Below are 23,189 nucleotides of genomic sequence, written 5' to 3' on the forward strand. Positions count from 1 at the left end.
CTAAATTTTTTGATATAGAACTAATGATGCAAGTTTCAAATACGATTAAAACCTTATTACAACTTCTAATACTTTGTTTTTCATTACAAAGTTTTGCGGTATCAGATACTGTACCAGAAGGAGCAGTTAGCTCTAAAGAGCAGGTAGATGAGTATATTTTACATCACCTTAAAGATTCTCATGACTTTCATTTGTTCTCATATACAAGTGATTCAGGTGAAAGAAAGCACGTTGGTTTTCCACTTCCTGTAATTCTTTGGTCTAACAATGGTTTGGCAACTTTCATGTCATCAGAATTTCATCATGATGATAATGGGCATGTAATTGTTGAGAAAAACGGTTCTAAATTTGTAAAGCTTCATAGTAAGATATATGAGTTGGATGCTGGTGCTTCTACAGTAAGTTTTGATGAAGAACATCACGCAACAAATGCACATAAAGTTTTAGATTTTTCAATTACTAAAAGTGTTGTTGGGGTGTTGTTAGTAGGTTTGCTAATGTTATTGGCCTTTTCTTCTTTGGCGAAACAATATGGAAAGAAAAATATACCTACTGGTTTTGGTAGAGTGTTAGAGCCACTTGTACTTTATGTAAGAGATGAGATTGCAAGACCTAATATTGGTGAGAAACATTATAGAAGATTTACAGGATATCTTTTAACGGTATTCTTCTTTATTTGGGTGTTGAACTTATTAGGACTTACTCCATTTGGTTTTAACGTTACAGGGCAAATAGCGGTAACGGCTTGTTTGGCTATTTTCACTTTGATTATATATACGGTTAGTGGTAATAAAGATTATTGGATGCACATTTTATGGATGCCAGGTGTACCTGTATTTGTAAAGCCTATTCTAGCTATAATAGAATTAGCTGGTGCTTTCATTATTAAGCCATTTTCATTGTTGGTGCGTTTGTTCGCGAATATATCTGCCGGTCACATTGTTGTAATGAGTTTAATTGCAATTATGTTTACACTTAAAGAAAGTTTAGGTGTTGCGGGTGCAACGGGTCTTTCATTGGTTTTGTCATTTTTCATCACCTTAATTGAGGTGTTGGTAGCCTTTTTACAGGCATATATATTTACTGCGCTTTCAGCACTATTTATAGGTATGGCGGTTGCAGAACACGATCACGAACATGAACATGATTCTCATGGGCATGAAGTGGCAGATGTTGAAGATGTAAGAGGAGATTTTATTTAACAAGAGTTTTTTTAATTTAATTATATAAATCAATTAGTATGGTAACTTACAATTTAATTGGAGCAGGTTTAATCGTTATCGGAGCAGGTCTTGGTCTTGGTCAAATCGGTGGTAAAGCAATGGAAGGTATTGCTCGTCAACCAGAAGCGGCAGGAAAAATTCAAACTGCGATGATTATCGTAGCTGCACTTTTAGAAGGTTTAGCATTCGGTGCTTTGTTCTTAGGAAAATAAGAACATGAAAACCCAAAGACATTTTCCTGTAACGGTTGGTTACAGGAAATGTTTTTTAATTATTTGATTTAGATTTTAAAGATTAGGATATGGAAGTTTTATTGAACGATTTTTCACCAGGTTTGTTTATAGTTCAAACAATATTATTATTAGGATTAATTTTCTTGATGGTAAAATTTGCTTGGAAACCAATTTTGAACTCTTTGAACGAGAGAGAGACAGGTATTGAAGAAGCATTGGCTGCAGCTGAAAAAGCTAAGGCAGATATGCAAAACTTACAGGCTGATAATGAGAAGATGCTTCAAGAGGCACGTGCAGAACGTGAATCTATGTTAAAAGAAGCTCGTGAGATCAAAGAAAAAATGATAGCTGATTCTAAAGAGCAGGCAAAAGCTGAAGGCGACAAAATGTTGAAACAAGCGCAAGCTACTATCGAAAGTGAGAAAAAAGCTGCTGTTGCCGACATTAAAAGTCAGGTGGCTGAATTGTCTGTTGCTATAGCAGAGAAAGTATTGAAAGAAGATTTATCTAGTAATGACAAGCAATTGAAATTGGTAGATACAATGTTGAGCGATATAAAACTTAACTAAAAGAAATAATGAGCGAATCTAGAGCTGCATTACGTTACGCAAAGGCAATATTGGATATGGCCAAGGAAAACAAGGCCTTGGATGCTGTTGAAAAAGATATGCGTTCAATCGCCGCTACTATTTTAGATAGTAAGGAACTTAAAGATGTATTGGCTAGTCCGGTTGTATCTGGTACTATGAAAAAGAATGCTCTACTTGAGATTTTTAAGGGTAGTCATTCGATCACGGAAGGCACTATTAATATGTTGGTAGACAACAAGCGTTTGGGAATGCTAAACGAAGTTGCCTTAAAATACATTATCCTTAATGAGCAACAAAAAGGTAAAGATGTAGCTTACGTTACAACTGCAGTACCTTTAGATGCCGCTATGGAAAAGAAAATATTAAAGAAAGTTGCTGAACTTACAGGTAATGAAGTTACCATTGAAAGTAAAGTTGACGAAAGTATTATTGGAGGCTTCATCTTAAGAGTTGGAGATTTACAGTATGATGCTAGCGTAAGCAACAAGCTTAATAATTTAAAAAGAGAATTTTCAAATAGTCTATAATAACAATATAAGACCACGAATGGTTACATTCATTGTCTAATATCTTATATCTAATTAAAAATGGCAGGAGTAAAAGCCGCTGAAGTATCAGCAATTTTAAAGAAACAATTATCAGGATTTGATGCTACCGCTACTTTAGACGAAGTAGGTACTGTATTACAAGTTGGTGATGGTATCGCAAGAATCTACGGATTAGCGAACGCTCAATACGGAGAATTGGTTGAGTTCGAAGGCGGACTTGAAGGTATCGTTTTGAACCTTGAAGAAGATAACGTTGGTGTCGTTCTTTTAGGACCTTCTAAATCAGTTGGTGAAGGTGATACGGTTAAACGTACACAACGTATTGCTTCTGTAAAAGTAGGTGAAGGTATTGTTGGTCGTGTAGTTGATACTCTAGGTAACCCTATCGATGGTAAAGGACCTATATCTGGTGATACTTATGAGATGCCATTAGAGCGTAAAGCTCCAGGGGTAATCTATAGAGAGCCTGTAACTGAGCCAATGCAATCTGGTATTAAAGCAATTGATGCGATGATTCCGGTTGGTAGAGGTCAAAGAGAACTTGTTATTGGTGACCGTCAAACTGGTAAGACTACAGTTTGTATCGATACCATTCTAAACCAAAAAGAATTTTATGATGCTGGTGAGCCTGTTTACTGTATCTATGTTGCCATAGGTCAGAAAGCATCTACTGTTGCCGGTATCGCTCAAGTATTGGAAGATAAAGGAGCAATGGCATATACTACCATTGTAGCTGCAAATGCATCTGATCCTGCGCCAATGCAAGTATATGCACCGTTTACTGGAGCATCTATAGGAGAGTATTTCCGTGATACAGGTCGTCCTGCATTAATTATATATGATGATTTATCTAAACAAGCGGTTGCTTACCGTGAGGTGTCTCTTTTATTAAGAAGACCACCGGGACGTGAGGCTTACCCAGGTGACGTTTTCTACCTACACTCTAGATTATTAGAGCGTGCAGCAAAAGTTATCAATGATGATGATATCGCAAAAGAAATGAATGATTTGCCAGAGGTGTTAAAGCCAATGGTAAAAGGTGGAGGTTCTTTAACGGCATTGCCAATTATTGAAACTCAAGCGGGTGACGTTTCTGCTTATATCCCAACCAACGTAATTTCTATTACTGACGGACAGATATTCTTAGAGCAAGATTTATTCAACCAAGGTGTAAGACCGGCAATTAACGTTGGTATCTCTGTATCTCGTGTTGGTGGTAACGCTCAGATTAAATCAATGAAGAAGGTTTCTGGTACATTGAAATTAGATCAAGCTCAGTTCCGTGAATTAGAAGCGTTTGCTAAGTTTGGTTCAGATTTAGATGCTGCTACATTGAACGTTATTGAAAAAGGTCGTAGAAATGTTGAGATATTAAAGCAAGCACAGAACGATCCTTATACTGTTGAAGATCAAGTTGCCATTATCTATGCGGGTTCTAAGAACTTGTTAAGAGATGTGCCGGTTGAGAAAGTAAAAGAATTTGAACGTGATTACCTAGAGTTCTTGAATGCTAAGCATAGAGGTGTTCTAGATACATTGAAGTCTGGTAAATTAACCGATGAGGTTACAGATACATTGACTTCTGTTTGTAAAGAGCTTTCAGCGAAATATAAATAAGTTTAAAAAGTACTGAGTACTGAGTAAATAGTACAAAGATTATTGCTTTGTACTATTTACTAAATACCGAAAAAAATGGCAAATTTAAAGGAAATACGTAATAGGATTTCATCGGTTTCTTCAACGATGCAGATTACCAGTGCTATGAAAATGGTATCTGCTGCAAAATTGAAAAAAGCGCAAGATGCTATTACGGCTATGAGACCTTATGCCGATAAGCTTACTGAACTGTTGCAGAATTTAAGCGCTAGTTTAGAAGGTGATTCTGGTAGCGTTTATGCAGATAATCGTGTGGTAAATAAAGTGTTGGTCGTTTCAGTTACTTCTAATAGAGGTCTTTGTGGAGCCTTCAATACCAATGTTTTAAAGCAATCAACTAATTTGGTTGAAAATGTTTACGCTGGTAAACAAGTAGATTTCGTTGCAGTTGGTAAAAAAGCTAATGATTACCTTGAGAAGCGTTATAAAGTAGTTGCTAATTATAGTGAGGTTTATGACGATTTAACTTTTGACAATGTAGCTGAAATAGCTGAAAGTTTAATGGCTCTTTTTACGGAAGGTGAATATGATCGTATTGAGATTGTTTATAATAAGTTTAAAAATGCAGCTACCCAAATTGTAATGACCGAACAATTTTTACCAATTGTTCCATTAGAAGTTGAAGAAACTGCTAGTGCAGATTATACTTTTGAACCATCTAAAGTTGAAATCATTGAGCAATTAATTCCTAAGTCCTTAAAAACACAATTGTATAAAGGTATTAGAGATTCATTTGCTAGTGAGCATGGTGCACGTATGACAGCAATGCACAAAGCAACGGATAACGCAACAGAAATGCGTGATCAATTGAAATTAACATATAACAAGGCAAGACAGGCTGCTATTACCAATGAGATTTTAGAAATCGTTGGTGGTGCAGAGGCATTGAATAACTAATGCGCCTGGTTTATGAATGGCTCAACATTGTTAAGTCATTTTAAGCTACAATATATAATAATTGAAAACCCCACCTAAAGTGGGGTTTTTACTTTTATAGCTTTGAGATAACTTTTTTTACCCGATTTTTGTGTTGACCATGAAATCTAAAAAAACCGCTTTACTCTTTATTTTTATTACCATCTTAGTTGATGTTATTGGTATAGGAATCATCCTTCCCATTATTCCCGATTTGATTATGGAATTAACGGGTGAGGGTAATCACATGGCAATTATCTACGGAATGTGGCTAACGACCGCTTTTGCGGGTATGCAGTTTTTGTTTTCACCGGTGTTGGGTGAAATTTCAGATAGATTTGGGAGAAGACCCATACTGCTTTTGGCACTTTTAGGCTTAAGTGTAGATTACTTAATCCATGCTTGGGCACCAACAATAACGTGGTTATTTCTAGGTCGTTTCTTAGCAGGAATTACGGGTGCTAGTTTTACCGTTGCATCCGCCTATATCGCAGATGTAAGTACTAAAGAAAATAAGGCAAAGAACTTCGGGTTAATAGGTGCCGCATTCGGAATAGGATTTATCATAGGTCCTGGTATTGGTGGATTTTTTGGAGAGATAGATATTAGACTCCCATTTTATATTGCTGCAGGCTTAACATTTGCCAATTTTCTTTTTGGGTATTTCTTTGTTCCTGAATCTTTGACTCCAGAGAATAGAAGGCAAATCAACTTTTCAAAGATGATTCCTGGGGTTTCTTTGTTCGCTTTGCGTAATTATAAGGGTATCTTATTATTGATTTCAGCATTCTTCTTGGCAAACCTTGCCGGTCAAGCATTACCTTCTACATGGTCTTATTATGGTATAGAACGTTATGATTGGAATCCTAAGCAGATAGGATTATCATTAATGGTAGTTGGTTTACTAGTGGCTATTGTTCAAGGTCATTTAGTTGGAAAAATTGTGGCTAAATTCGGAAAGCGTAAAGTAATTACATTTGGGTTTTTACTTTGGACAGTAGGTATGTTTCTATTTTCATTCGCCAAAGAGCCTTGGATGCTGTATGCTTTCTTAATACCGTATGCATTAGGTGGAATTGCTGGTCCTACGGTACAAGGTGTAATTTCTAATCAGGTGTCTGAAAAGGAACAGGGTATTTTGCAAGGATCCATTACCGGTCTGGTTAGTATTACTGCCATACTTGGTCAATTAATCTTTGCTCCTGTATTTTACTATTTTATACGACCGGAGGCGTCAGTTTACTTTCCTGGCGCACCATATGCTTTAGCAGCAGTATTTCTCTTAGCGGCTTTTATTTTAGCATCTACAGCAATGAAAAGGATGGATTTAGAGTCGGAATAATATTTTTTTCAATTTAAGATGTAACATTTTATAATTTTTGAATCTAAAGGGTGAACAAAACAAAAACTCTTAAGATGAAAACAATTAAATTTTTATTATTTGGATTGCTTATTATTTCTTCTCTTTCAATAACTGCACAAGACAAAACTTTTGAAGTTGAAGTTACTGGTGAAGGAGAACCAATACTTTTATTTCCTGGGTTTACGTGTACCGGTGATGTTTGGGAAGCTACAGTTGCAGAGCTTTCAAAAGATTATGAATGTCATGTATTTACGTTTGCTGGCTTCGGTGATGTACCTGCTATTGAAAAACCATGGTTACCCAAAATTAAAGACGGAGTCATCAACTATATTTCTGAAAAAGAATTAGACAACGCTGTTTTAGTAGGGCATAGTCTAGGTGGGGCATTAGCATTGTGGATGGCAGCAGATGGCAATTCATATAAAGAACTAATCATTGTCGACGCTTTACCATCAACGGGTGCTTTAATGATGCCCGATTTTAAAAGTGAATACATGATTTATGATTCTCCATATAACAAACAGCTATTAGCTATGAACGATACCGATTTTGAAGCTATGGTACAGCAAATGGCGAATAGTATGACTAAAGAACAATCAAATCAAGAAAGAATAAAAAATTGGATGATTCAGGCAGATCGAGAAACCTATGTCTATGGTTATACCGATTTATTAAAGTTAGATTTACGTGAAGATTTGGCTAAGATAAATTCACCGGTTACTATTTTGGCCGCTACAGAACCTTATGGTTTAGATATGGCAAAATCTACTTATGAACTACAGTATAAAGCGCTTGCAGAATACACCATTGAATTTGCTAATGGGTCTTCTCACTTTATCATGTATGATCAACCACAATGGTTTATCGAAAATCTTAAAAATGCGTTGAACGATTAATGGGGTCTAAAGAAATTACATATCAGAAGATTTACGAAGAAAACTATCCTAAAGTTATGCGATTGTGTATGGGGTATACGGTAGGTAATGATGCTCTTGCCAAAGATTTAGCTCAAGAAACTTTTATTAAAGTGTGGCAGAATTTAGAAGGATTTAGAAATGAAAGCGGACTTTCAACTTGGATCTACCGAATCTGCGTGAACACATGCTTGGCAGAAATACGACGGGAGCGTAAAAAGGATAGAAACCTGCAAATTGATAGTCTTCAGGTTAGCGATGCTAGCGACAATGCTACTGATAAGGAAGATATGCTGGTTCAGCTTTATAAATGCATCAATAAATTAAGTAGCACTAATAAAGCTATAATCTTATTGGAGTTAGAAGGATTACCCCAGCTAGAAATTTCAGAGATCATGGGAATCAAGCATGAAGCCGTTCGTACTAGAATACATAGAATAAAACAACAACTTACAAAATGTGTCCACAATGAATAATTTTGAAGATTTACAGAATAAATGGCAGAACCAATCAGAAATATCTGCAACGGAAGACGGATTTCAATCCCTTTTAAAAAATGTAAAATCCATAGAGAACAAGCAGAAAACCGGTAATATAGTTTTAACGCTTACTATTATAATATTGGTTTCCTTCTTAATATATGTATCAGGATATAAGAGCGCTACATTCATGCTTGGTATTGGTTTAATGATCGGTAGTTTGGTAATTAGAATTGCTATTGAACTATTTAGCTTGAAGAAACTGCGAAAAATAAGTTTTAGCGAAGATGCTAGCACTTTCAAAGAAGACTTAACAACCTATTATTCTTTCCGGAAATACACGCATTACTTGGTTACACCGGTAGCTGTTTTTATTTATACCGTTGGGTTTATAATTTTATTGCCCTTATTCAAGGCTACTTTATCTAACGGTTTTTACATCTATATTTTATGCTCATCAGTTGTTTTTTTAGTGGTGTTCTCTGTGTTTTTATACAAGCAGGTTAAATATGAACTCTTTAAATTAAAGCAATTGCAATTAAGAGACTGAGTATATAATTTGTGATAGCAATGTTAAATGACCTATTAAACCCATATTACTTATTATCTTTATAAGAATAATATGGGTCTAATGAAATATTTACTTAGTTGCTTTTTAATTTTCTGTCTTTGTTTAACCAGCTGTACTTCGCAGAAGAAACTACAAACGGAGACTCCGTTTGAAATTGGAAACGCTACTTGTCAAAAGTATACTGGTGGTAGAGAAGAAAGTGGTTCTGGTACGGAGTTACGAATTCCGGTTTCATTACTTGAAAATTCTGATATTGAATTGAACGAAGTATATTTTCGAGGCAAACAGGTGAAGGCAGTAGTAAATACTGTTGATAATCAAAAAATGATTTTGGTTAGAATACCTAACAATAACCCAGAATCATCTGAAACTTTAAAGTTAGCGTTGAATACAGATGAGGCTGTTATAAGTTATAATGAAAATGGAGAAGTGAAATATGCCAAAGTAGATGGTATAAAACAAAAGCAACCATTAATTTATAAGGGCGCACCCAAAAACTAACTTTGTAACTAGGCTTTTAATAGGTACTTTTATCGCCTGAATGTATAGTGCTTGAATCCACTCAAAAAACTTTTTAAACAAACGGCAATTTATGGCTTGGCAACTGTCTTGCCAAGGATGCTAAATGTTATATTGGTACCTATTTATACTGGTGTAATGCAACCAGGCTCATATGGTGAGGTGGTTGTTATATTTGCTTATTTCGCCATTTTCAACGTTTTTTTGGCGTACGGTATGGAGACCGCCTTTTTTAGATTTTACAAAGATTCTGAAAATAAGAAGAAAGTTGTTTCTACCTCCTTACTTTCTATTGCAGGATCTACTTTGCTTTTTTTGTTGATTGGATTTCTCTTTAAAGGCCCTTTATCAAATTTTCTGGAGATCTCGTTAGACTACATTGGTTATGTGTTTTGGATTCTAGCTCTAGACGCCTTGGTTATTATACCCTTTGCATGGCTAAGAGCTAATGAAAAACCAATGCGTTATGCCGTCATAAAATTGATTAACGTGGTAATGAACCTAGGGTTGAATTCCTTTTTCTTGTTGTTACTACCAAAATTGGCATTAAACAATGAAGGTTTCTTTAGTTCTATATATAAGCCTGATTATGAAATAAAATATATTTTAATTGCCAATCTAGTGTCCAGTGCGGTTAGCCTGTTATTGATGTCCAAAGTATATCTTAGAAGACCTTATGTATTTGATATGGTTATTTGGAAAAAGATGATCAAATATGCTATGCCAGTTATGGTGGCAGGTATCGCATTTACTGTAAATGAAGTTTTAGACAAAATTCTATTGGAAAAGATTCTTCCTGTAGAGATAGCAAGTGATGAAGTCGGTAAGTATGGTGCCTGCGTCAAGTTGGCTGTATTCATGACCTTGTTCGCTACAGCTTTTAGAATGGGCATTGAACCATTCTTTTTTAGCCATTCTGATACCAAGCATCCGCAGAAAGCATATGCTCAAATAACAAATTACTTTGTAGTATTAGGAAGTATTATTTTATTAGCCGTAGTCGTTTTTTCCGATGTTTTAAAAGTGTTATTTGTACGAGATGAAGCCTATTGGGAGGCTATGCCAGTAGTGCCTTTAATTTTATTAGCAGCTTTTTTCCTAGGTATTTATCATAATCTATCCGTATGGTATAAAGTTACTGATCGTACAAAGTTTGGGGCATATATTTCAATGATCGGTGCTGTATTGACTATAATAGTCAATTTAATATTCATTCCGTATTTTGGGTATATGGCTTCAGCAGTTGCAACGTTATTGGCATACGGAACCATGATGCTGCTTTCCTTCTATTTTGGGCGCATGTACTATCCTATTCCTTATAACTTCAGAAAAATTATATTTTATTTAGGTATATCCATCTTGTTTTCTACTCTTTCATTTTACATTTTTGATAGAAACCTTTTTGTTGGTATTCCGTTATTAATTTTGTTCTTAGGTCTGGTGTATAAATTAGAATTTGAGAACCTTAAAAAACTATATGTAAACAGATGAACATAAAAATTATTAATAAATCTAATCACGATTTACCGCATTACGAAACAAGTGCATCTGCAGGTATGGACTTAAGAGCTAATCTTGACGAAGCGATTACCCTAAAACCATTAGGTAGAGCTATTATACCAACTGGTCTTTTTATTGAGTTGCCCGTAGGTATTGAAGCTCAAGTAAGATCAAGAAGTGGGCTTGCAGCAAAAAAAGGAATTACGGTACTTAACGCTCCTGGCACAATAGATGCTGATTATAGAGGTGAAATAGGCGTAATTCTAGTAAATCTTTCTAGCGAGGATTTTGTAATTGAAAATGGTGAACGTATTGCACAAATGGTTGTTGCAAAACATGAACGCGCAGAGTGGAACCTTGTAGATAGCTTGTCTGAAACAGCTAGAGGAGAGGGCGGTTTTGGTAGTACCGGTGTAAAGTAGTTTTATAAAATTGAGATGAAGAAATTGTTTTTTTTGGGTTTGTTTTTCGGCGTTTTTATTACGCCGAGCTGGACGTATGCGCAAGAAAATCAAGAATTGGAGGTTGAGCAAAGCTCAGAAGTCTTTCTAGAAGAATACTCAGACACTTTTCAAGAAAATTTTTTTGAGGGACTAAAACAAATGGGCATAAGAAATTATGATCGTGCCATTACCTATTTTTTAGAATGTAAACGTTTGCAACCTCAAAATACTGTCGTCTCTTTTGAACTTGCTAAATTTCATTTATATGATAAGCAATTTATAGTTGCTCAAGATTATGCTATAGAAGCTTTGAATGGAGAACCTGAGAATTATTGGTATGCAGAAACTTTGGTTGACGTTGTCGATGCCAAAAAAACGGTCATAGATGAAGTAAAGGGAGAATTGCCATGGAGTAATGTCGTACTTAGAGGTAATTTGGCGGAAATCTACTTTTTAAATGAAGATTATTTAACTGCTAAGTCAATGTTGAAAGGAGTTAAGACTTCTAAAAAACAAGAATACTTAGAGGGTAAAATAAATGACTCTATTGCCAAACAACAAAAGAAAATAGTACCTGTAGTTAAAACCGAAACCAAAGTTCCTTCTGAAGATTCAAACACTGTAGCAGCCTATAGAGCTAAAATTGAAGTTATGCTTACTTCAGCTCCTGACAGTGATGAACTACTTGCCACAACGGAAGAGGCTATGGAAAGTTTTCCTTCTCAACCTTATTTTTATTATGCAAACGGTGCGGCTTTGAATAAAGCTTTAAGACATAAAGATGCTATAGATATTTTAGAAACAGCTTTAGATTATCTAATTGATGATACGCAGTTAGAAAATGCTATTTATAAAGAATTGGCAAATGCATATACCGCAACCAATAATACCTCTAAAGCAAATATGTACCTTAGTAAAATTAAATAGTAATTTTAGATGACGAAGTTTTTGAGTACAATGAAGATAAAGTATGTTTTACTGATGGTTGTGATAGCTTTTACGGCATCTTGTAAAAGCACTAAGGTAATTTCTGGCGGTACGGTAGATGCTAAATTATCATCTAAATCGGTGATAAAGGCGCATTACCAAAATGAAGCTGGTTTTAAAACATTGGCAGGTAGGGTGAAAATAAATTATTCTGATGGTGAATCTTCTCAAGGTGTTTCTGTCAGCCTACGGATGGAAAAAGATAAAGCTATTTGGATGAGTGCTCCTTTAGGTATTGTAAAAGCATATATTACACCAGATAGAGTTTCTTTTTATAGTAAGTTAGAGAACGAATATTTTGATGGTGATTTTTCCTATTTAAGTGAGTTATTAGGAACTGAGGTCGATTTCTCTATTTTACAAAATTTATTGACCGGTCAGGCAATAGTAGACTTAAGAGAGGAGAAATATGATATTGGTGTTTCAGCAGATGCTTACAGACTTACTCCAAAACAGCAAGGTACTTTATACAAGACTTTGTTTCAAATAGAACCTCAAAATTTTAAGATGGCATTACAACAGCTTTCTCAGCCAGCCGATAAACGCTTGTTAGAAATTGCGTATAAAAACTATCAAAGCATAGATAAAGAAGTTTTGCCTAATGAGATTATGGTGAAGGCCATAAGTAAGGATAATGAAAATACGATAGACCTTGAGTTTAAAAATTTAGAATTGAACGGAAAAGTTAACTTTCCATATTCAATACCAAAAGGGTTTAAAGAAATAGAGTTGTAAGAAGATGTTGTTCAAATTAAAATATGTTTGTTTTCTATTGGTACTGTTTACTTCAGTATCTGCTTTTGCGCAAACCAGTGAGCAAAAAGCTTTGGAGGAAAAACGAGCGCAACTTCAATCTGAAATTCGAAACATAAACAGGTTGCTTTTTGCTGAAAAAAAAGAGAAAGGTAATGTCTTAGATCAAATGGAGGCGTTAGATAAGAAAATCACTGTACGCCAACAATTAATTAGGGTTACCAATCAACAATCTAATTTGTTGAACAGGCAGATCAATACCAACATTAGAAACATTGGCAAGTTAAAGACTGAGCTTCAAGAGGTAAAGGATGAGTATGCCAAAATGATTCAGAAGTCATATCAGAACAAATCAAAACAGAATAGATTAATGTTCTTATTGTCTTCAGAAAGCTTTTTTCAAGCCTTTAAAAGGCTTCAGTATATGAAGCAGTATACAGATTATAGAAAAGAGCAGGGAGCACAGATATTGGTTAAAACAGAAGAGCTTTCGCGCTTAAATGCAGATTTAAATGAGGAGCGAAAAGTAAAAGAGGTATTGCTTGCACAGAACAAGAAAGCTAAAAATCAATTGTTTGCCGAAATACAGACTCAAAAAGCATTGCTGGGAACAATTCGTAAGAACGAAAGTAAATATGCAAGTGCTATTGAAACTAAAAAGAAGGAAGCAAGAAAGATAGATCAGCAGATAGAAAAATTGATTAGAAGTGCTATTGCCGCATCCAATAAAAAATCAGGCAGTACAACTAAAAACTCAAGTAAATTCGTTTTAACTCCAGAGGCTACCGTTATTGCAAAAAACTTTTCTGCGAACAAGGGAAAACTGATTTGGCCAGTTGAAAAAGGCATCAAAAGCCAGGGATTTGGAGTGTATGCCGATCCGGTCTACCCAGGGATCAAGCACCAAAGTAACGGTGTTATTATTGCAACCGATGAGGGTTCTAAAGCCCGCGCTATTTTTGAAGGTGAGGTCATTGCTATTTTGGCGGTACCAGGTGGTAATAAAGGTGTTCAGATCAAACATGGTAACTTTATTAGCACCTACTATAATCTTTCTGAGTTATACGTGAAAAAGGGTGATAAAGTAGCTAGTAAAGAAGAACTGGGTATAGTGTATACAAATAAGAACAATGGCCAGACCCGTTTAAAATTCTATTTATATCAAGATACATCTCGTCTTAATCCAGAAGAGTGGGTGTATCGTCTTTAAAAAATACTACGATGAAAAACGAACTCAAGATTACAGATATTAAAGGAAGCTTTGAACTGTGTAACGAGGTTCAAATGCCATATCTAGGTTTAGGTACATACTTATCAGATAATGATCAAGAAGTTGTAGATGCTGTTAAAAGTGCACTTCAGTTAGGGTATCGTCATATAGATACTGCCGCAGCTTATAAGAATGAAGAGGGCGTAGGTAAAGGAATACGTGAAAGCGGAGTAGATAGAAGTGAGATTTTCCTGGTAACCAAAGTTTGGAACGATGATCAGGGTTATGAAGAAACATTAAAAGCTTTTGATGCTAGTTTAAATCGGTTAGGTGTAGATTACTTAGATTTATATTTAGTTCACTGGCCGGTTGAAGGTAAATACAAAGATACGTGGAGAGCTTTAGAGCATCTGTACGCGCAAAAGAAGATTAGGGCTATTGGTGTCAGTAATTTTCTAAAACATCATTTAGAAGATGTTATGAGCGATTGTACGGTGGTGCCCATGGTGAACCAAATGGAGTTTCATCCGCATTTAGTACAACAAGAGTTGATTGATTTTTGTACCGATAACGGAATTCAATATGAGTCTTGGTCACCTTTTATGCAAGGCAAGGTTTTTGAGTTGGATATTTGTACAGATTTAGCTAAAAAGCATAATAAGAGTGAAGCACAGATTATTCTACGTTACAATTTGCAAAAAGGTATTGTTGCCATCCCTAAATCCGTACATACAAAACGTATTGCATCTAATGCAGATATTTTTGATTTTGAGTTGTCTGCAGCTGATATTGCTTTTTTAGACGGACTGGAGACTGGAGAGCGCGTTGGACCCGATCCCGATAACTTCAATTTTTAGTGGGTAATTTTATCAATACTATTTTTCTGTTATTTAAATAATATCATTTCTTTAATTTTAGTTTATCATATTGATTTTCATGTTATTATGTAAGTGATGGTTGATTATTTTTTCCGAATTTTGAGGTGTTAATCAGAAAAAGGAAATTATTATGCAGAACACAATTACTTTAAATTCCGATGCTACTCAGAACCAATTAGGTAATGCTAGTAAACTAAAATCTTCTGGTTTTACATTGAATGAATCGCTTAAGTCAATTTTAATCTATACAGTATTTTTAGCTACTTGTTTAACAATGGCCTACAGTGGATTTGTAACCTCTGCAATTGCCTTATTTTTATTGGGCACTATTTGTTTAGCTGCATTTTTCATTTGGAACAATGCAAGCAAAATAGAAATGGACCTTTCTTTTAAGGTTGACTTAAAGCAATCTGAGTTAGAAAAAGATTTGTATCGAGAAATAGCTTAGTGAAGTTATAACTTAGATATAGTGAAATATAGACGGAACTCTTGGCTCAGGTATATTAGCACAACAAAAAGCTAGAAATCGATTAGTATTTTGGAAAAGTATTACTTCGTAAACAAAGCTTTAAGTTCGGTAGCATCATCCGCCTTCATTTTACCGGCTAGTACTAAACTTAATTGCTTTCTACGTAGTGCACCTTCAAAACGAGTAATTTCTAACGGACTTTCAGGGGTTAGTTCTGGTACTTCAGTTGGCGTACCTGTTTCATCAACGGCAACAAAGGTGTAAATAGCTTCATTTGCCTTAGTACTCTTGCCACTGTAGCGGTCTTCTATCCAAACATCAATATATACCTCCATAGAGGTGTTATATGCTCTAGAAACGGCTGCTTCTACGGTAACAACGCTTCCAAGCGGAATTGCCAAGTTGAATGCTACGTGGTTTACAGATGCGGTGACAGTGATTCTGCGGCTATGTCTACCTGCTGCAATACTGGCTGCACGATCCATACGGGCCAATAATTCGCCACCAAATAAATTTTGAAGTGCGTTGGTCTCACTTGGGAGAACCAAATCGGTCATTGTAGTACGTGATGCTGCAGGAGTCTTTGCTTCCATTAATTTGAAATTTTCCGCAAAGATACGGGCATCATCGGTACTTATAAAATGTGTATCGGTTTATTTTTCGGTTAACAACCAAGCATCTTTAGATTGCGTACGTTTAATTTCACGTAACGCTTTTAAAGCATCGTTGGCATTGGTATAACTATCAAAAGTTACCATGTGTAGACCGTAGGCATTAGTACCATAATAGCCGGCATTAAATCCGTTAGCTTTAAGCTGTTCTATTTTTCTATCTGCATTACCTCTAACCCTAAATGCACCTGCAACTATAAAATGTGTTGCTTCACCTTTGTTTATAGCAGGTCTTGTTGCTGAAGTTGTAGTGGCATCAACAGTAACCGTTGGTAATTCTAACGGAGATAGATCAAAAAAGGTTGCTTCTTGAATTTGTTTGTTTACAAACTCTTCAGCATCCTGTCTCGCTACTTGCTCGTTTGTATGCTGCTGTTGGTAAGCACGATAACCGGTTACACCAGTTGAGAATGCCAACATTAAAATAGCGGCATATTTTAAATAAGGTCTAAAACCTTTTGTTTCTCTACGCTCAGGACTAATAACGAACGGTATTTTTTCTTCAATCTCCTCTACTTCAACTTTTAAAACTTCTCTGGTTACAGGAATAGAATTAAAGTTAGAAAGACCAAAAGATGACGTTAAGTAGTTTGTTTCGTTAGCAGGTTGAAACAATATTTTATCTTCTTGATTTCTAGTTAAAGAACCAATATTCTTTAGGTGCAAAGAAGTTTCTTTAACTAAAACCTCTTGCCAAGTTTTAACTTGATTTTCAATTTCAACCAATGCCGTTTCATAAGAAACTTTCTCTGCATTTGATACATAAGAAACCAAAAGCCCATCATTAGAAATGAGTTGTCTATTGAAAACAATAGACTTATTTGGCGCACTAAACGTGTTTGTAACTACGTTTATTTGGGCAGAATTTTTTTGGGTAAGGAATGCTCCAAATCCAGGAACAACAACACAGTTGTACCTATAAAGTAAATCGCTTATATAGTGTTCTAATACCATTGGATCACAAATATGAAAAAAATAAAGAGGTATAAAAACCTCTTTCGTAACTTTTTATTAACATATTTTTTTCGCTTATTTGTGAACAAGAAATGAAAACTACACAACATACTGCTGATGAACTTGTTGCAATTCTTCGTTTGCAACATGTGCCAAATATAGGAGACACTCTTGCAAAGAAATTAATTTCACATTGTGGTAGTCCATCCGCAATTTTCGAAGATAAAAAGCAAAATCTGCTTAAAATTGATGGTATAGGTACGCATACCATTAGACATTTATTTGATTTGGAACATTTAGAGGCTGCCGAGTCGGAATACAATTATATTCTTAAGAATGATATAAGTTGCACTTATTTTTTAGATGATGATTACCCTAAGTATTTAAAGCATTGTATTGACGGTCCCATTCTATTGTTTAAAAAAGGGAATATTGATTTACAGAACCGTAAACTGATCAGCGTGGTAGGCACCCGTAATATAACCAGCTACGGAATGTCTTTTTGCGAGCAGTTTATCGAAGAGGTTGCTCCTTTAGATCCAGTAATAATTAGTGGCTTTGCATACGGAGTTGATATTTGTATTCAGAGGGAAGCCGTAAAACATGGTTTGCAAACCGTAGGGTGCTTAGCTCACGGTTTAAATCAAATCTACCCAAAGGTTCATGCCAAGTACCAAGCCGATGTTTTAAAGAATGGCGGGTTCTACACAGAATTTTGGAGTACGAGTAACCCCGAACGTGAGAATTTCTTAAAACGAAACCGAATTATTGCGGGAGTGAGTGAAGCTACGGTAGTAGTTGAATCTGCAGAAAAAGGCGGAAGCCTTGTAACTGCCGATATTGCCAATAGTTATAATAGAGATGTTTTTGCCGTGCCAGGTAGAACAACAGATAAATATAGCTTGGGTTGTAATAACCTAATCAAGCAGCAAAAAGCACATGTAATGACTTCAGCCGCAGATTTGATTTATTTGTTGGACTGGGATATTGAAGAAAAACAGCATAAGACCATTCAAAAACAATTGTTCATTGAGCTGGATGATATTGAGCAAAGTATTTACACCTATTTACAAAATAACGGAAAGCAAATTTTAGATAGTATAGCCCTAGATTGTAAACTGCCTATTTATAGAACATCTTCTACCTTGTTAAATATGGAAATGAAGGGAGTAATAAGACCCTTACCAGGTAAATTGTTCGAGGCTATTTGAAAATTTTATAAACCACTTAGTTTGTTTTTATGAGTTTAGATTAAAATTCATCATCAAATGCTCACTTAATCGATATTTCCGAATTCAATATCGATAGACGAATGATTGAAGACGGATTAATAAAAACAAAAAACCGACCACTAGGTCGGTTTTTTAATATTTGTAGTTTTCTGTGTGATTAATTAATAACCTAATTTTTCACGAACTCTCTCTAGTACTCCGTCCGCTACTTTTCTGGCTTTTTCTGCTCCTAAAGCTAGTGCATCATCAATCTCATTTAGGTTGTTCATGTAGTATTCAAACTTTTCACGGGGCTCTTCAAACTTATTTACGATCACTTCATAAAGTGCTTGTTTTGCATGACCGTAACCGTAGTTTCCTGCTAAGTAATTAGCACTCATTTCTTCAATTTGTGGCTCACTTGCCAATATTTTATATAAAGCGAATACGTTGTCAGTAGAAGGGTCTTTTGGGTCCTCCATTGCTGTGCTGTCCGTCTGTATTCCCATAATCTGTTTGCGTAATTTTTTATCAGTCTGAAATAGACTTATCAAATTACCTTTACTCTTGCTCATTTTTGCCCCATCTGTACCCGGTATGTACATGGTTTCTTCTTGTACCTTGCCTTCTGGTAATACAAATGTTTCGCCTAACTGGGCGTGAAAACGAGAAGCAACATCCCTAGTCATTTCTATATGTTGCATTTGGTCTTTGCCTACAGGTACAATGTTAGCATCATACAATAATATATCTGCCGCCATTAACATTGGGTAAGTGAATAGTCCGGCATTTACATCTTCTAATCTGTCTGCCTTATCTTTAAAAGAGTGTGCAAGTGTTAATCGTTGATATGGAAAAAAGCAGCTTAGGTACCAAGCCAATTCTGTGGTTTGTGGTACATCGCTCTGTCTGTAAAAAACAGTATTTTCTATATCTAACCCAAAAGCTAGCCATGTTGCAGCAACAGCATAGGTGTTATGACGCAATTCTGCGCCATTTTTAATCTGTGTTAACGAATGCATATCTGCAATAAACAGAAAAGATTCGTTAGAAGGATCGTTTGCCATATCTATTGCTGGCTTGATCGCTCCAAGAATATTACCTAAATGCGGAGTCCCTGTACTTTGTATGCCTGTTAAAATTCTTGCCATTTTCTTTATTCTAAGAAAGCAAAGGTAAAACAAATACAAAAAAACTATCGTAAATAACTACTTTTGATTTATGCTTAAATTGGTTAAACAAACCGGTCAAACTATATATCGAATTTGGTTTTATATTTTAGTGGCCATTCCTATTCTAGTCTTTTTTCCATTTCTTGTCCTATTTGCTTCAAGGGAAGCGTGGTATCCACAGTTTTTTTGGATGGCCAGAAATCTATGGGCAAGATTTATACTATATGGTATGTTTTGCTTTCCAAAAGTGACCTATGAGCAGAAGTTGGTTAAAAATAAGAGCTACATGTTGGTGGCTAACCATACCAGTATGCTAGATATTATGCTGATGTTAATAGTAAGTAAAAATCCATTTGTATTTGTTGGGAAGAAGGAACTGGTTAAAATACCTTTATTCGGATTTTTCTATAAACGCGTTTGTATTATGGTAGATCGTGACAATACGCAGAGCAGAACGGCTGTATACAGAAGAGCGCAAAAAAGACTACAGCAGGGTTTAAGTATTTGTATTTTTCCTGAGGGTGGTGTGCCAGAAGAGCATGTGCTGTTAGATAAGTTTAAAGATGGTGCTTTTAAAATGGCTATCGCTCATAAAATACCCGTAGTGCCCATGACCTTTTATGATAATAAGGAAAGGTTTTCTTTTACATTTTTTAGTGGCGGTCCCGGTAAATGTAGAGCTAGAGTGCACTCATTTGTTGAAACACATTCCATTCGTCCGGAAGATACGGCAGAGCTAAGAACAAGTGTTAGGGAAACGATACTTAACGATTTAACCAAAAATAGCTAGAATCTGTATCCTAAATTTATTCCGCCTTTTCCAATAATTGTAAAGTCTCTATCGTTTTTAAACAGATTACGTCCAATTCCTAGATCTATTTCTACGATAAATCCTCTTTTGGTTATTAATTTTACACCAGTGCCAATTCCTAAGGCGAAATCAACAAGATTATCTTCATACCCAGAACTAGAATAATACGAATCTGTTTGTTGATTGTAATAAGAGCTGTAGGTATAATCATCAACAGAATTCAACATTCCAAATGCTTCTACGAAAAACCCGGTGGCATACTTTTTTCCAAAGTATTGACGGTAATAGGGTGAAATATAGTAGTTGACATCAATAGTTTCGTCATCGAAAGCAAATAGGACATCTACACCTATGGCAGATTCTTCGTTCAATAAATATTGATAATCTACTTCAATGGCGCCTAAGATTAAAAAAAGACCGTTTATTTTTAATTCATGACGTGCTTCTGAGGTTGTAAATGTATCATCTACATCTTGAGAGTACATAGTAATAGTCATTAGGCAAATGCAATACAAGATGTATTTCTTCATATGTTTATTTTAAAATTGAAAAGTCAGTCCGCTATAAACTCCAACTGAATACGGTCTAAAAGTACCGTTTACATCTGAAAAGGTGTTTAATTGATATTTAAAGATCGGTTCTACGTTAAAACGAATCTTCTGCGAAAAATTATAGTTAAGACCTAGCCCCATATTGGCACTAAAATTTAAGTCATTGATGTTGTTTGCTTCCCCTATTTCGGTGGTTAAATCTTCTGAGGTTAGCGATACGGCATTATCTATTAAAAACAGCGAACTAACACCGCCAATTAGATTTAATCCAAACTTTTTGTCGACCAAGGCGTAATTTAATTCTACTGGTAGTTCAATATACCCAAACTGTTGTGACATGAAGCCTTCTCTTGTAGGACTTTTTGCGGTGATATCTTGGGCTGAACTCATGGTGTTGAATTTTTCTGAAGCAACCCTATTGCTAGAAATTTTCAAAGTACTAGATGTTTCGGCATAATCAATTGTAGTTAATTGACCCTCGTTCGAGTCTAGGCTGGCGCTAGATGAAAAAGCAACATCTTCTGTATCATAACCGTAATCTACTTTATTTATTCCTGAACGTATGGTCAGTTTTTTAGTGACTGCATAAGCAACGGTGACCCCGTAACTCATATTTACATTACCAGATTTTGTATTGGGGTTAAAAATTGCGTTAACCGGAGAACCTTCGCCAAGTGCATTAAAATATACCGGTGCAACATTTGGTCCTGCAGACCATCTGTTATTGGCAACTTTCTTCTTTTTCAACTCCTCCTGGTCTTCTATTTCATCATAAATTGATTTTTTGTTCAATTCAATTTCTTCCGTAGCATCTTCAATGGAAGTATTTGAAGCTATACCCTTTTCTTTACTCAAAATATTTGGGTCTGACTGAATAGTAACATCCGCATTGCTGGCAGCTATCTTCTCTTTTGTTTTTTGAATATTAATAGATGAATTTTCAATATCATTTTTAGCAGTTTCTGTGCTGGCAGTATTTTCAGCTACTAATACTTCATGTGTTGTAGCATTATTAACTGAAGTGTTTGTACTTTTTTCCGCAATAGTGCTAACAAGTTCAGACTTCTGGTTTGCATTACTATTAATTACAGCAACACCTTTAGAATCATCTTTACTGTTTGGTGAGTTGCTTTTGGCATCTGAAAATTGCTCTTCTTTAACCGTGGTAGATTGCTCAACTATTGGGTTGGTGTTGTTATCTATAGAATCAATAAAAATCTCCGTTTTTGTAGTTGATTGAATATCCTTTACTTCTTTTGCTTCATTATCAGTATCTACCAAAATCTCATTGGTAGTGTGTTCTTCTGTAAAAGGGTTGAATATTAATAAACCAATCATTATAGCGGCGGCAATACCACCAAACGACCACCATAAAGGTATAATCCTTTTCTTTTTTCTTTTGTCCAATGACGCATCAATCGCACGCCAGACTTTGTTGTCTGGTGTTTGTTTGAAGTCCGATAGCTTATCTCGGAATAGTTCGTCTATATTTTTCTTCTGCATCTAGTACTGTTTCTATTTATAATCAAAATCAGATTATAAAAAGTGTGTTGATATTATAATTAAGACACTAACAATAGATTGTGTGATCTTAGTTTCTATTTTTTCTTTTAATAATGCGCGGGCCCTTGCAAGATTTGATTTAGAGGTACCAATTGTTGTTCCCAGCATTTCGCTAATTTCTTTATGCGTATAGCCATCCATAACATATAGATTGAATGTTGCGCGGTATTTATTCGGTAATTCTTGTATGTAACTTAATAGTGTTTGTAAGCTAATGTCGCTAAAAGCATTATCAACGGTTACTTCTTCTTCTGTATTATCTGTAACTACGTTTAGGTATTCTTGCTTTCTATATTTTTGTAGGGCGGTGTTAACGGTAATTCTTTTCATCCAACCTTCAAAAGAACCCTTATTCTTAAACTGACCTATTTTGTCATAAATGGTCATAAAACTGTCGTGCAAGGTATCTTCTGCCTGTGATTTTGATTTGGAATATTTAAGGCATATACCAAATAGCGTAGTGGCATAGGCTCTGTATAGTAGCTCCTGTGCTTTACGGTCTCCTTTTTTACAATTATGTATGAGTTCTTCTAGACTCACAAATGGTTGGTTGTTTTAAGGGTTGTTTACTGGAACGACAATTTCCATATATTCTGCCTCTCCGTCGCTATTATCTCCTTTATAAAATTTAAATGTATAGGGCTCGGTATAAATCACCTGGAAGTTAAAAGACGCCGTTTCTTGAATTAACTCTTCCATACAATCATCAAAATCAGTTCTTACTGCGCCTATGGCAACAACACTTCTAACGGTCAGGGAATCTTTAACAACGTCAAAACCTTCATAGTATGTGCAACTATCTGGTTTTAAATAATTTACAGAAATCGTATAGACCTCATTGAGATCAAAAGATTCTGGTACTTCTGCATTAACAATCTCCAATGCTGTGAAATGGAAATTGGCGTCATCATCATCAATAGAACAACCATTGCTTAAAAATGCTAAGACCAATGTCAATAACATTAACTTAATTTTCATCGTATAACTATTTTGTGATAAGATGAA

Annotated in this window: 27 protein-coding genes; 20 read left to right on the top strand and 7 right to left on the bottom strand. The window is 35.4% G+C overall.

Annotated features, from left to right (window positions below):
• The first annotated feature begins 26 nt into the window (after positions 1-26).
• The 18 genes from atpB (at position 27) to PXD56_RS01125 (ending at position 15,230) form a co-directional block, all read left to right on the top strand.
• Positions 27-1,202: a F0F1 ATP synthase subunit A gene (atpB, locus tag PXD56_RS01040; protein ID WP_276492501.1), complete on the top strand. Its 1,176-nt coding sequence runs from the start codon at positions 27-29 to the stop codon at positions 1,200-1,202.
• Positions 1,203-1,240: 38 nt separating this feature from the next.
• Positions 1,241-1,435, top strand: a complete 195-nt coding sequence (atpE, locus tag PXD56_RS01045) for an ATP synthase F0 subunit C (protein ID WP_027065438.1) — start codon at positions 1,241-1,243, stop codon at positions 1,433-1,435.
• Positions 1,436-1,524: 89 nt separating this feature from the next.
• Positions 1,525-2,025, top strand: a complete 501-nt coding sequence (locus PXD56_RS01050) for a F0F1 ATP synthase subunit B (RefSeq protein ID WP_276491504.1) — start codon at positions 1,525-1,527, stop codon at positions 2,023-2,025.
• Positions 2,026-2,033: 8 nt separating this feature from the next.
• On the top strand, positions 2,034-2,573 hold the full coding sequence (atpH, locus tag PXD56_RS01055) for an ATP synthase F1 subunit delta (protein WP_276491505.1): 540 nt from the start codon (positions 2,034-2,036) through the stop codon (positions 2,571-2,573).
• Positions 2,574-2,633: 60 nt separating this feature from the next.
• On the top strand, positions 2,634-4,211 hold the full coding sequence (atpA, locus tag PXD56_RS01060) for a F0F1 ATP synthase subunit alpha (protein WP_276470508.1): 1,578 nt from the start codon (positions 2,634-2,636) through the stop codon (positions 4,209-4,211).
• A 75-nt stretch (positions 4,212-4,286) separates the two neighbouring features.
• The gene (gene atpG, locus PXD56_RS01065) at positions 4,287-5,147 is read left to right on the top strand and encodes an ATP synthase F1 subunit gamma (RefSeq protein ID WP_276491506.1); all 861 of its coding nucleotides are present in this window, start codon (positions 4,287-4,289) and stop codon (positions 5,145-5,147) included.
• 139 nt (positions 5,148-5,286) lie between these two features.
• Positions 5,287-6,507 carry a TCR/Tet family MFS transporter gene (locus PXD56_RS01070; RefSeq protein ID WP_276491507.1) on the top strand — a complete coding sequence of 407 codons (1,221 nt, stop codon included), beginning with the start codon at positions 5,287-5,289 and terminating at the stop codon, positions 6,505-6,507.
• A gap of 74 nt (positions 6,508-6,581) precedes the next feature.
• Entirely contained in the window at positions 6,582-7,424 is an 843-nt protein-coding gene (locus tag PXD56_RS01075; RefSeq protein ID WP_276491508.1) for an alpha/beta fold hydrolase, read from the top strand.
• Positions 7,424-7,918 (top strand): RNA polymerase sigma factor, encoded by a 495-nt coding sequence (locus PXD56_RS01080; RefSeq protein ID WP_276491509.1) that lies wholly within the window; start codon positions 7,424-7,426, stop codon positions 7,916-7,918. The genes PXD56_RS01075 and PXD56_RS01080 overlap by 1 nt, the downstream gene beginning before the upstream one ends.
• Complete coding sequence (locus PXD56_RS01085) at positions 7,911-8,471, top strand: hypothetical protein (RefSeq protein ID WP_276491510.1); 561 nt, start codon at positions 7,911-7,913, stop codon at positions 8,469-8,471. The genes PXD56_RS01080 and PXD56_RS01085 overlap by 8 nt, the downstream gene beginning before the upstream one ends.
• 81 nt (positions 8,472-8,552) lie before the next feature.
• Positions 8,553-8,993: a hypothetical protein gene (locus PXD56_RS01090; protein ID WP_276491511.1), complete on the top strand. Its 441-nt coding sequence runs from the start codon at positions 8,553-8,555 to the stop codon at positions 8,991-8,993.
• 51 nt (positions 8,994-9,044) lie between these two features.
• Positions 9,045-10,502, top strand: coding sequence for a lipopolysaccharide biosynthesis protein (locus tag PXD56_RS01095; RefSeq protein ID WP_276491512.1), 1,458 nt, complete (start codon positions 9,045-9,047; stop codon positions 10,500-10,502).
• Positions 10,499-10,933, top strand: a complete 435-nt coding sequence (gene dut / locus PXD56_RS01100) for a dUTP diphosphatase (protein ID WP_276491513.1) — start codon at positions 10,499-10,501, stop codon at positions 10,931-10,933. Before PXD56_RS01095 ends, dut begins: the two co-directional genes overlap by 4 nt.
• A gap of 15 nt (positions 10,934-10,948) precedes the next feature.
• Positions 10,949-11,881 (top strand): tetratricopeptide repeat protein, encoded by a 933-nt coding sequence (locus PXD56_RS01105; protein WP_276491514.1) that lies wholly within the window; start codon positions 10,949-10,951, stop codon positions 11,879-11,881.
• 9 nt (positions 11,882-11,890) lie between these two features.
• Complete coding sequence (lolB1, locus tag PXD56_RS01110; RefSeq protein WP_276491515.1) at positions 11,891-12,676, top strand: lipoprotein insertase outer membrane protein LolB1; 786 nt, start codon at positions 11,891-11,893, stop codon at positions 12,674-12,676.
• Between the two features lie 4 nt (positions 12,677-12,680).
• Entirely contained in the window at positions 12,681-13,904 is a 1,224-nt protein-coding gene (locus tag PXD56_RS01115; protein ID WP_276491516.1) for a murein hydrolase activator EnvC family protein, read from the top strand.
• Positions 13,905-13,915: 11 nt separating this feature from the next.
• Positions 13,916-14,761, top strand: coding sequence for an aldo/keto reductase (locus PXD56_RS01120; RefSeq protein WP_276491517.1), 846 nt, complete (start codon positions 13,916-13,918; stop codon positions 14,759-14,761).
• 151 nt (positions 14,762-14,912) lie between these two features.
• Complete coding sequence (locus tag PXD56_RS01125) at positions 14,913-15,230, top strand: hypothetical protein (RefSeq protein WP_276491518.1); 318 nt, start codon at positions 14,913-14,915, stop codon at positions 15,228-15,230.
• A 101-nt stretch (positions 15,231-15,331) separates the two neighbouring features.
• Here PXD56_RS01125 and PXD56_RS01130 read toward each other — a convergent pair whose 3' ends face one another.
• On the bottom strand, positions 15,332-15,844 hold the full coding sequence (locus PXD56_RS01130; protein ID WP_276491519.1) for an acyl-CoA thioesterase: 513 nt from the start codon (positions 15,842-15,844) through the stop codon (positions 15,332-15,334).
• A gap of 60 nt (positions 15,845-15,904) precedes the next feature.
• Positions 15,905-16,876, bottom strand: a complete 972-nt coding sequence (locus tag PXD56_RS01135) for an HU domain-containing protein (protein WP_276491520.1) — start codon at positions 16,874-16,876, stop codon at positions 15,905-15,907.
• Positions 16,877-16,968: 92 nt separating this feature from the next.
• Here PXD56_RS01135 and dprA point away from each other — a divergent pair, with 92 nt between their 5' ends.
• On the top strand, positions 16,969-18,087 hold the full coding sequence (gene dprA, locus PXD56_RS01140; protein ID WP_276491521.1) for a DNA-processing protein DprA: 1,119 nt from the start codon (positions 16,969-16,971) through the stop codon (positions 18,085-18,087).
• A 182-nt stretch (positions 18,088-18,269) separates the two neighbouring features.
• Here the strand turns inward: dprA and trpS are convergent, their stop codons facing one another.
• Positions 18,270-19,238, bottom strand: a complete 969-nt coding sequence (trpS, locus tag PXD56_RS01145; RefSeq protein WP_276491522.1) for a tryptophan--tRNA ligase — start codon at positions 19,236-19,238, stop codon at positions 18,270-18,272.
• Positions 19,239-19,308: 70 nt separating this feature from the next.
• On the opposite strand from trpS, the gene PXD56_RS01150 reads away from it, so the two are divergent.
• Positions 19,309-20,049, top strand: a complete 741-nt coding sequence (locus PXD56_RS01150; protein WP_276491523.1) for a lysophospholipid acyltransferase family protein — start codon at positions 19,309-19,311, stop codon at positions 20,047-20,049.
• Here the strand turns inward: PXD56_RS01150 and PXD56_RS01155 are convergent.
• From PXD56_RS01155 to PXD56_RS01170, 4 genes are read right to left on the bottom strand one after another with little or no spacing between them, the layout of a single operon-like run.
• A complete protein-coding gene (locus PXD56_RS01155) occupies positions 20,046-20,600 on the bottom strand; it encodes a DUF3575 domain-containing protein (protein ID WP_276491524.1) in 555 nt (184 codons plus the stop codon). The two genes, PXD56_RS01150 and PXD56_RS01155, sit on opposite strands and share 4 nt — an antisense overlap.
• Positions 20,601-20,609: 9 nt before the next feature.
• Entirely contained in the window at positions 20,610-22,124 is a 1,515-nt protein-coding gene (locus PXD56_RS01160) for an outer membrane beta-barrel protein (RefSeq protein ID WP_276491525.1), read from the bottom strand.
• Positions 22,125-22,157: 33 nt separating this feature from the next.
• Complete coding sequence (locus PXD56_RS01165) at positions 22,158-22,724, bottom strand: RNA polymerase sigma factor (protein ID WP_276491526.1); 567 nt, start codon at positions 22,722-22,724, stop codon at positions 22,158-22,160.
• Between the two features lie 15 nt (positions 22,725-22,739).
• Positions 22,740-23,162: a hypothetical protein gene (locus tag PXD56_RS01170; RefSeq protein ID WP_276491527.1), complete on the bottom strand. Its 423-nt coding sequence runs from the start codon at positions 23,160-23,162 to the stop codon at positions 22,740-22,742.
• Positions 23,163-23,189 lie beyond the last annotated feature (27 nt).

Origin of the sequence: Maribacter zhoushanensis (genome assembly GCF_029350975.1) — a bacterium.
GTDB classification, from domain to species: Bacteria; Bacteroidota; Bacteroidia; order Flavobacteriales; family Flavobacteriaceae; genus Maribacter; species Maribacter zhoushanensis.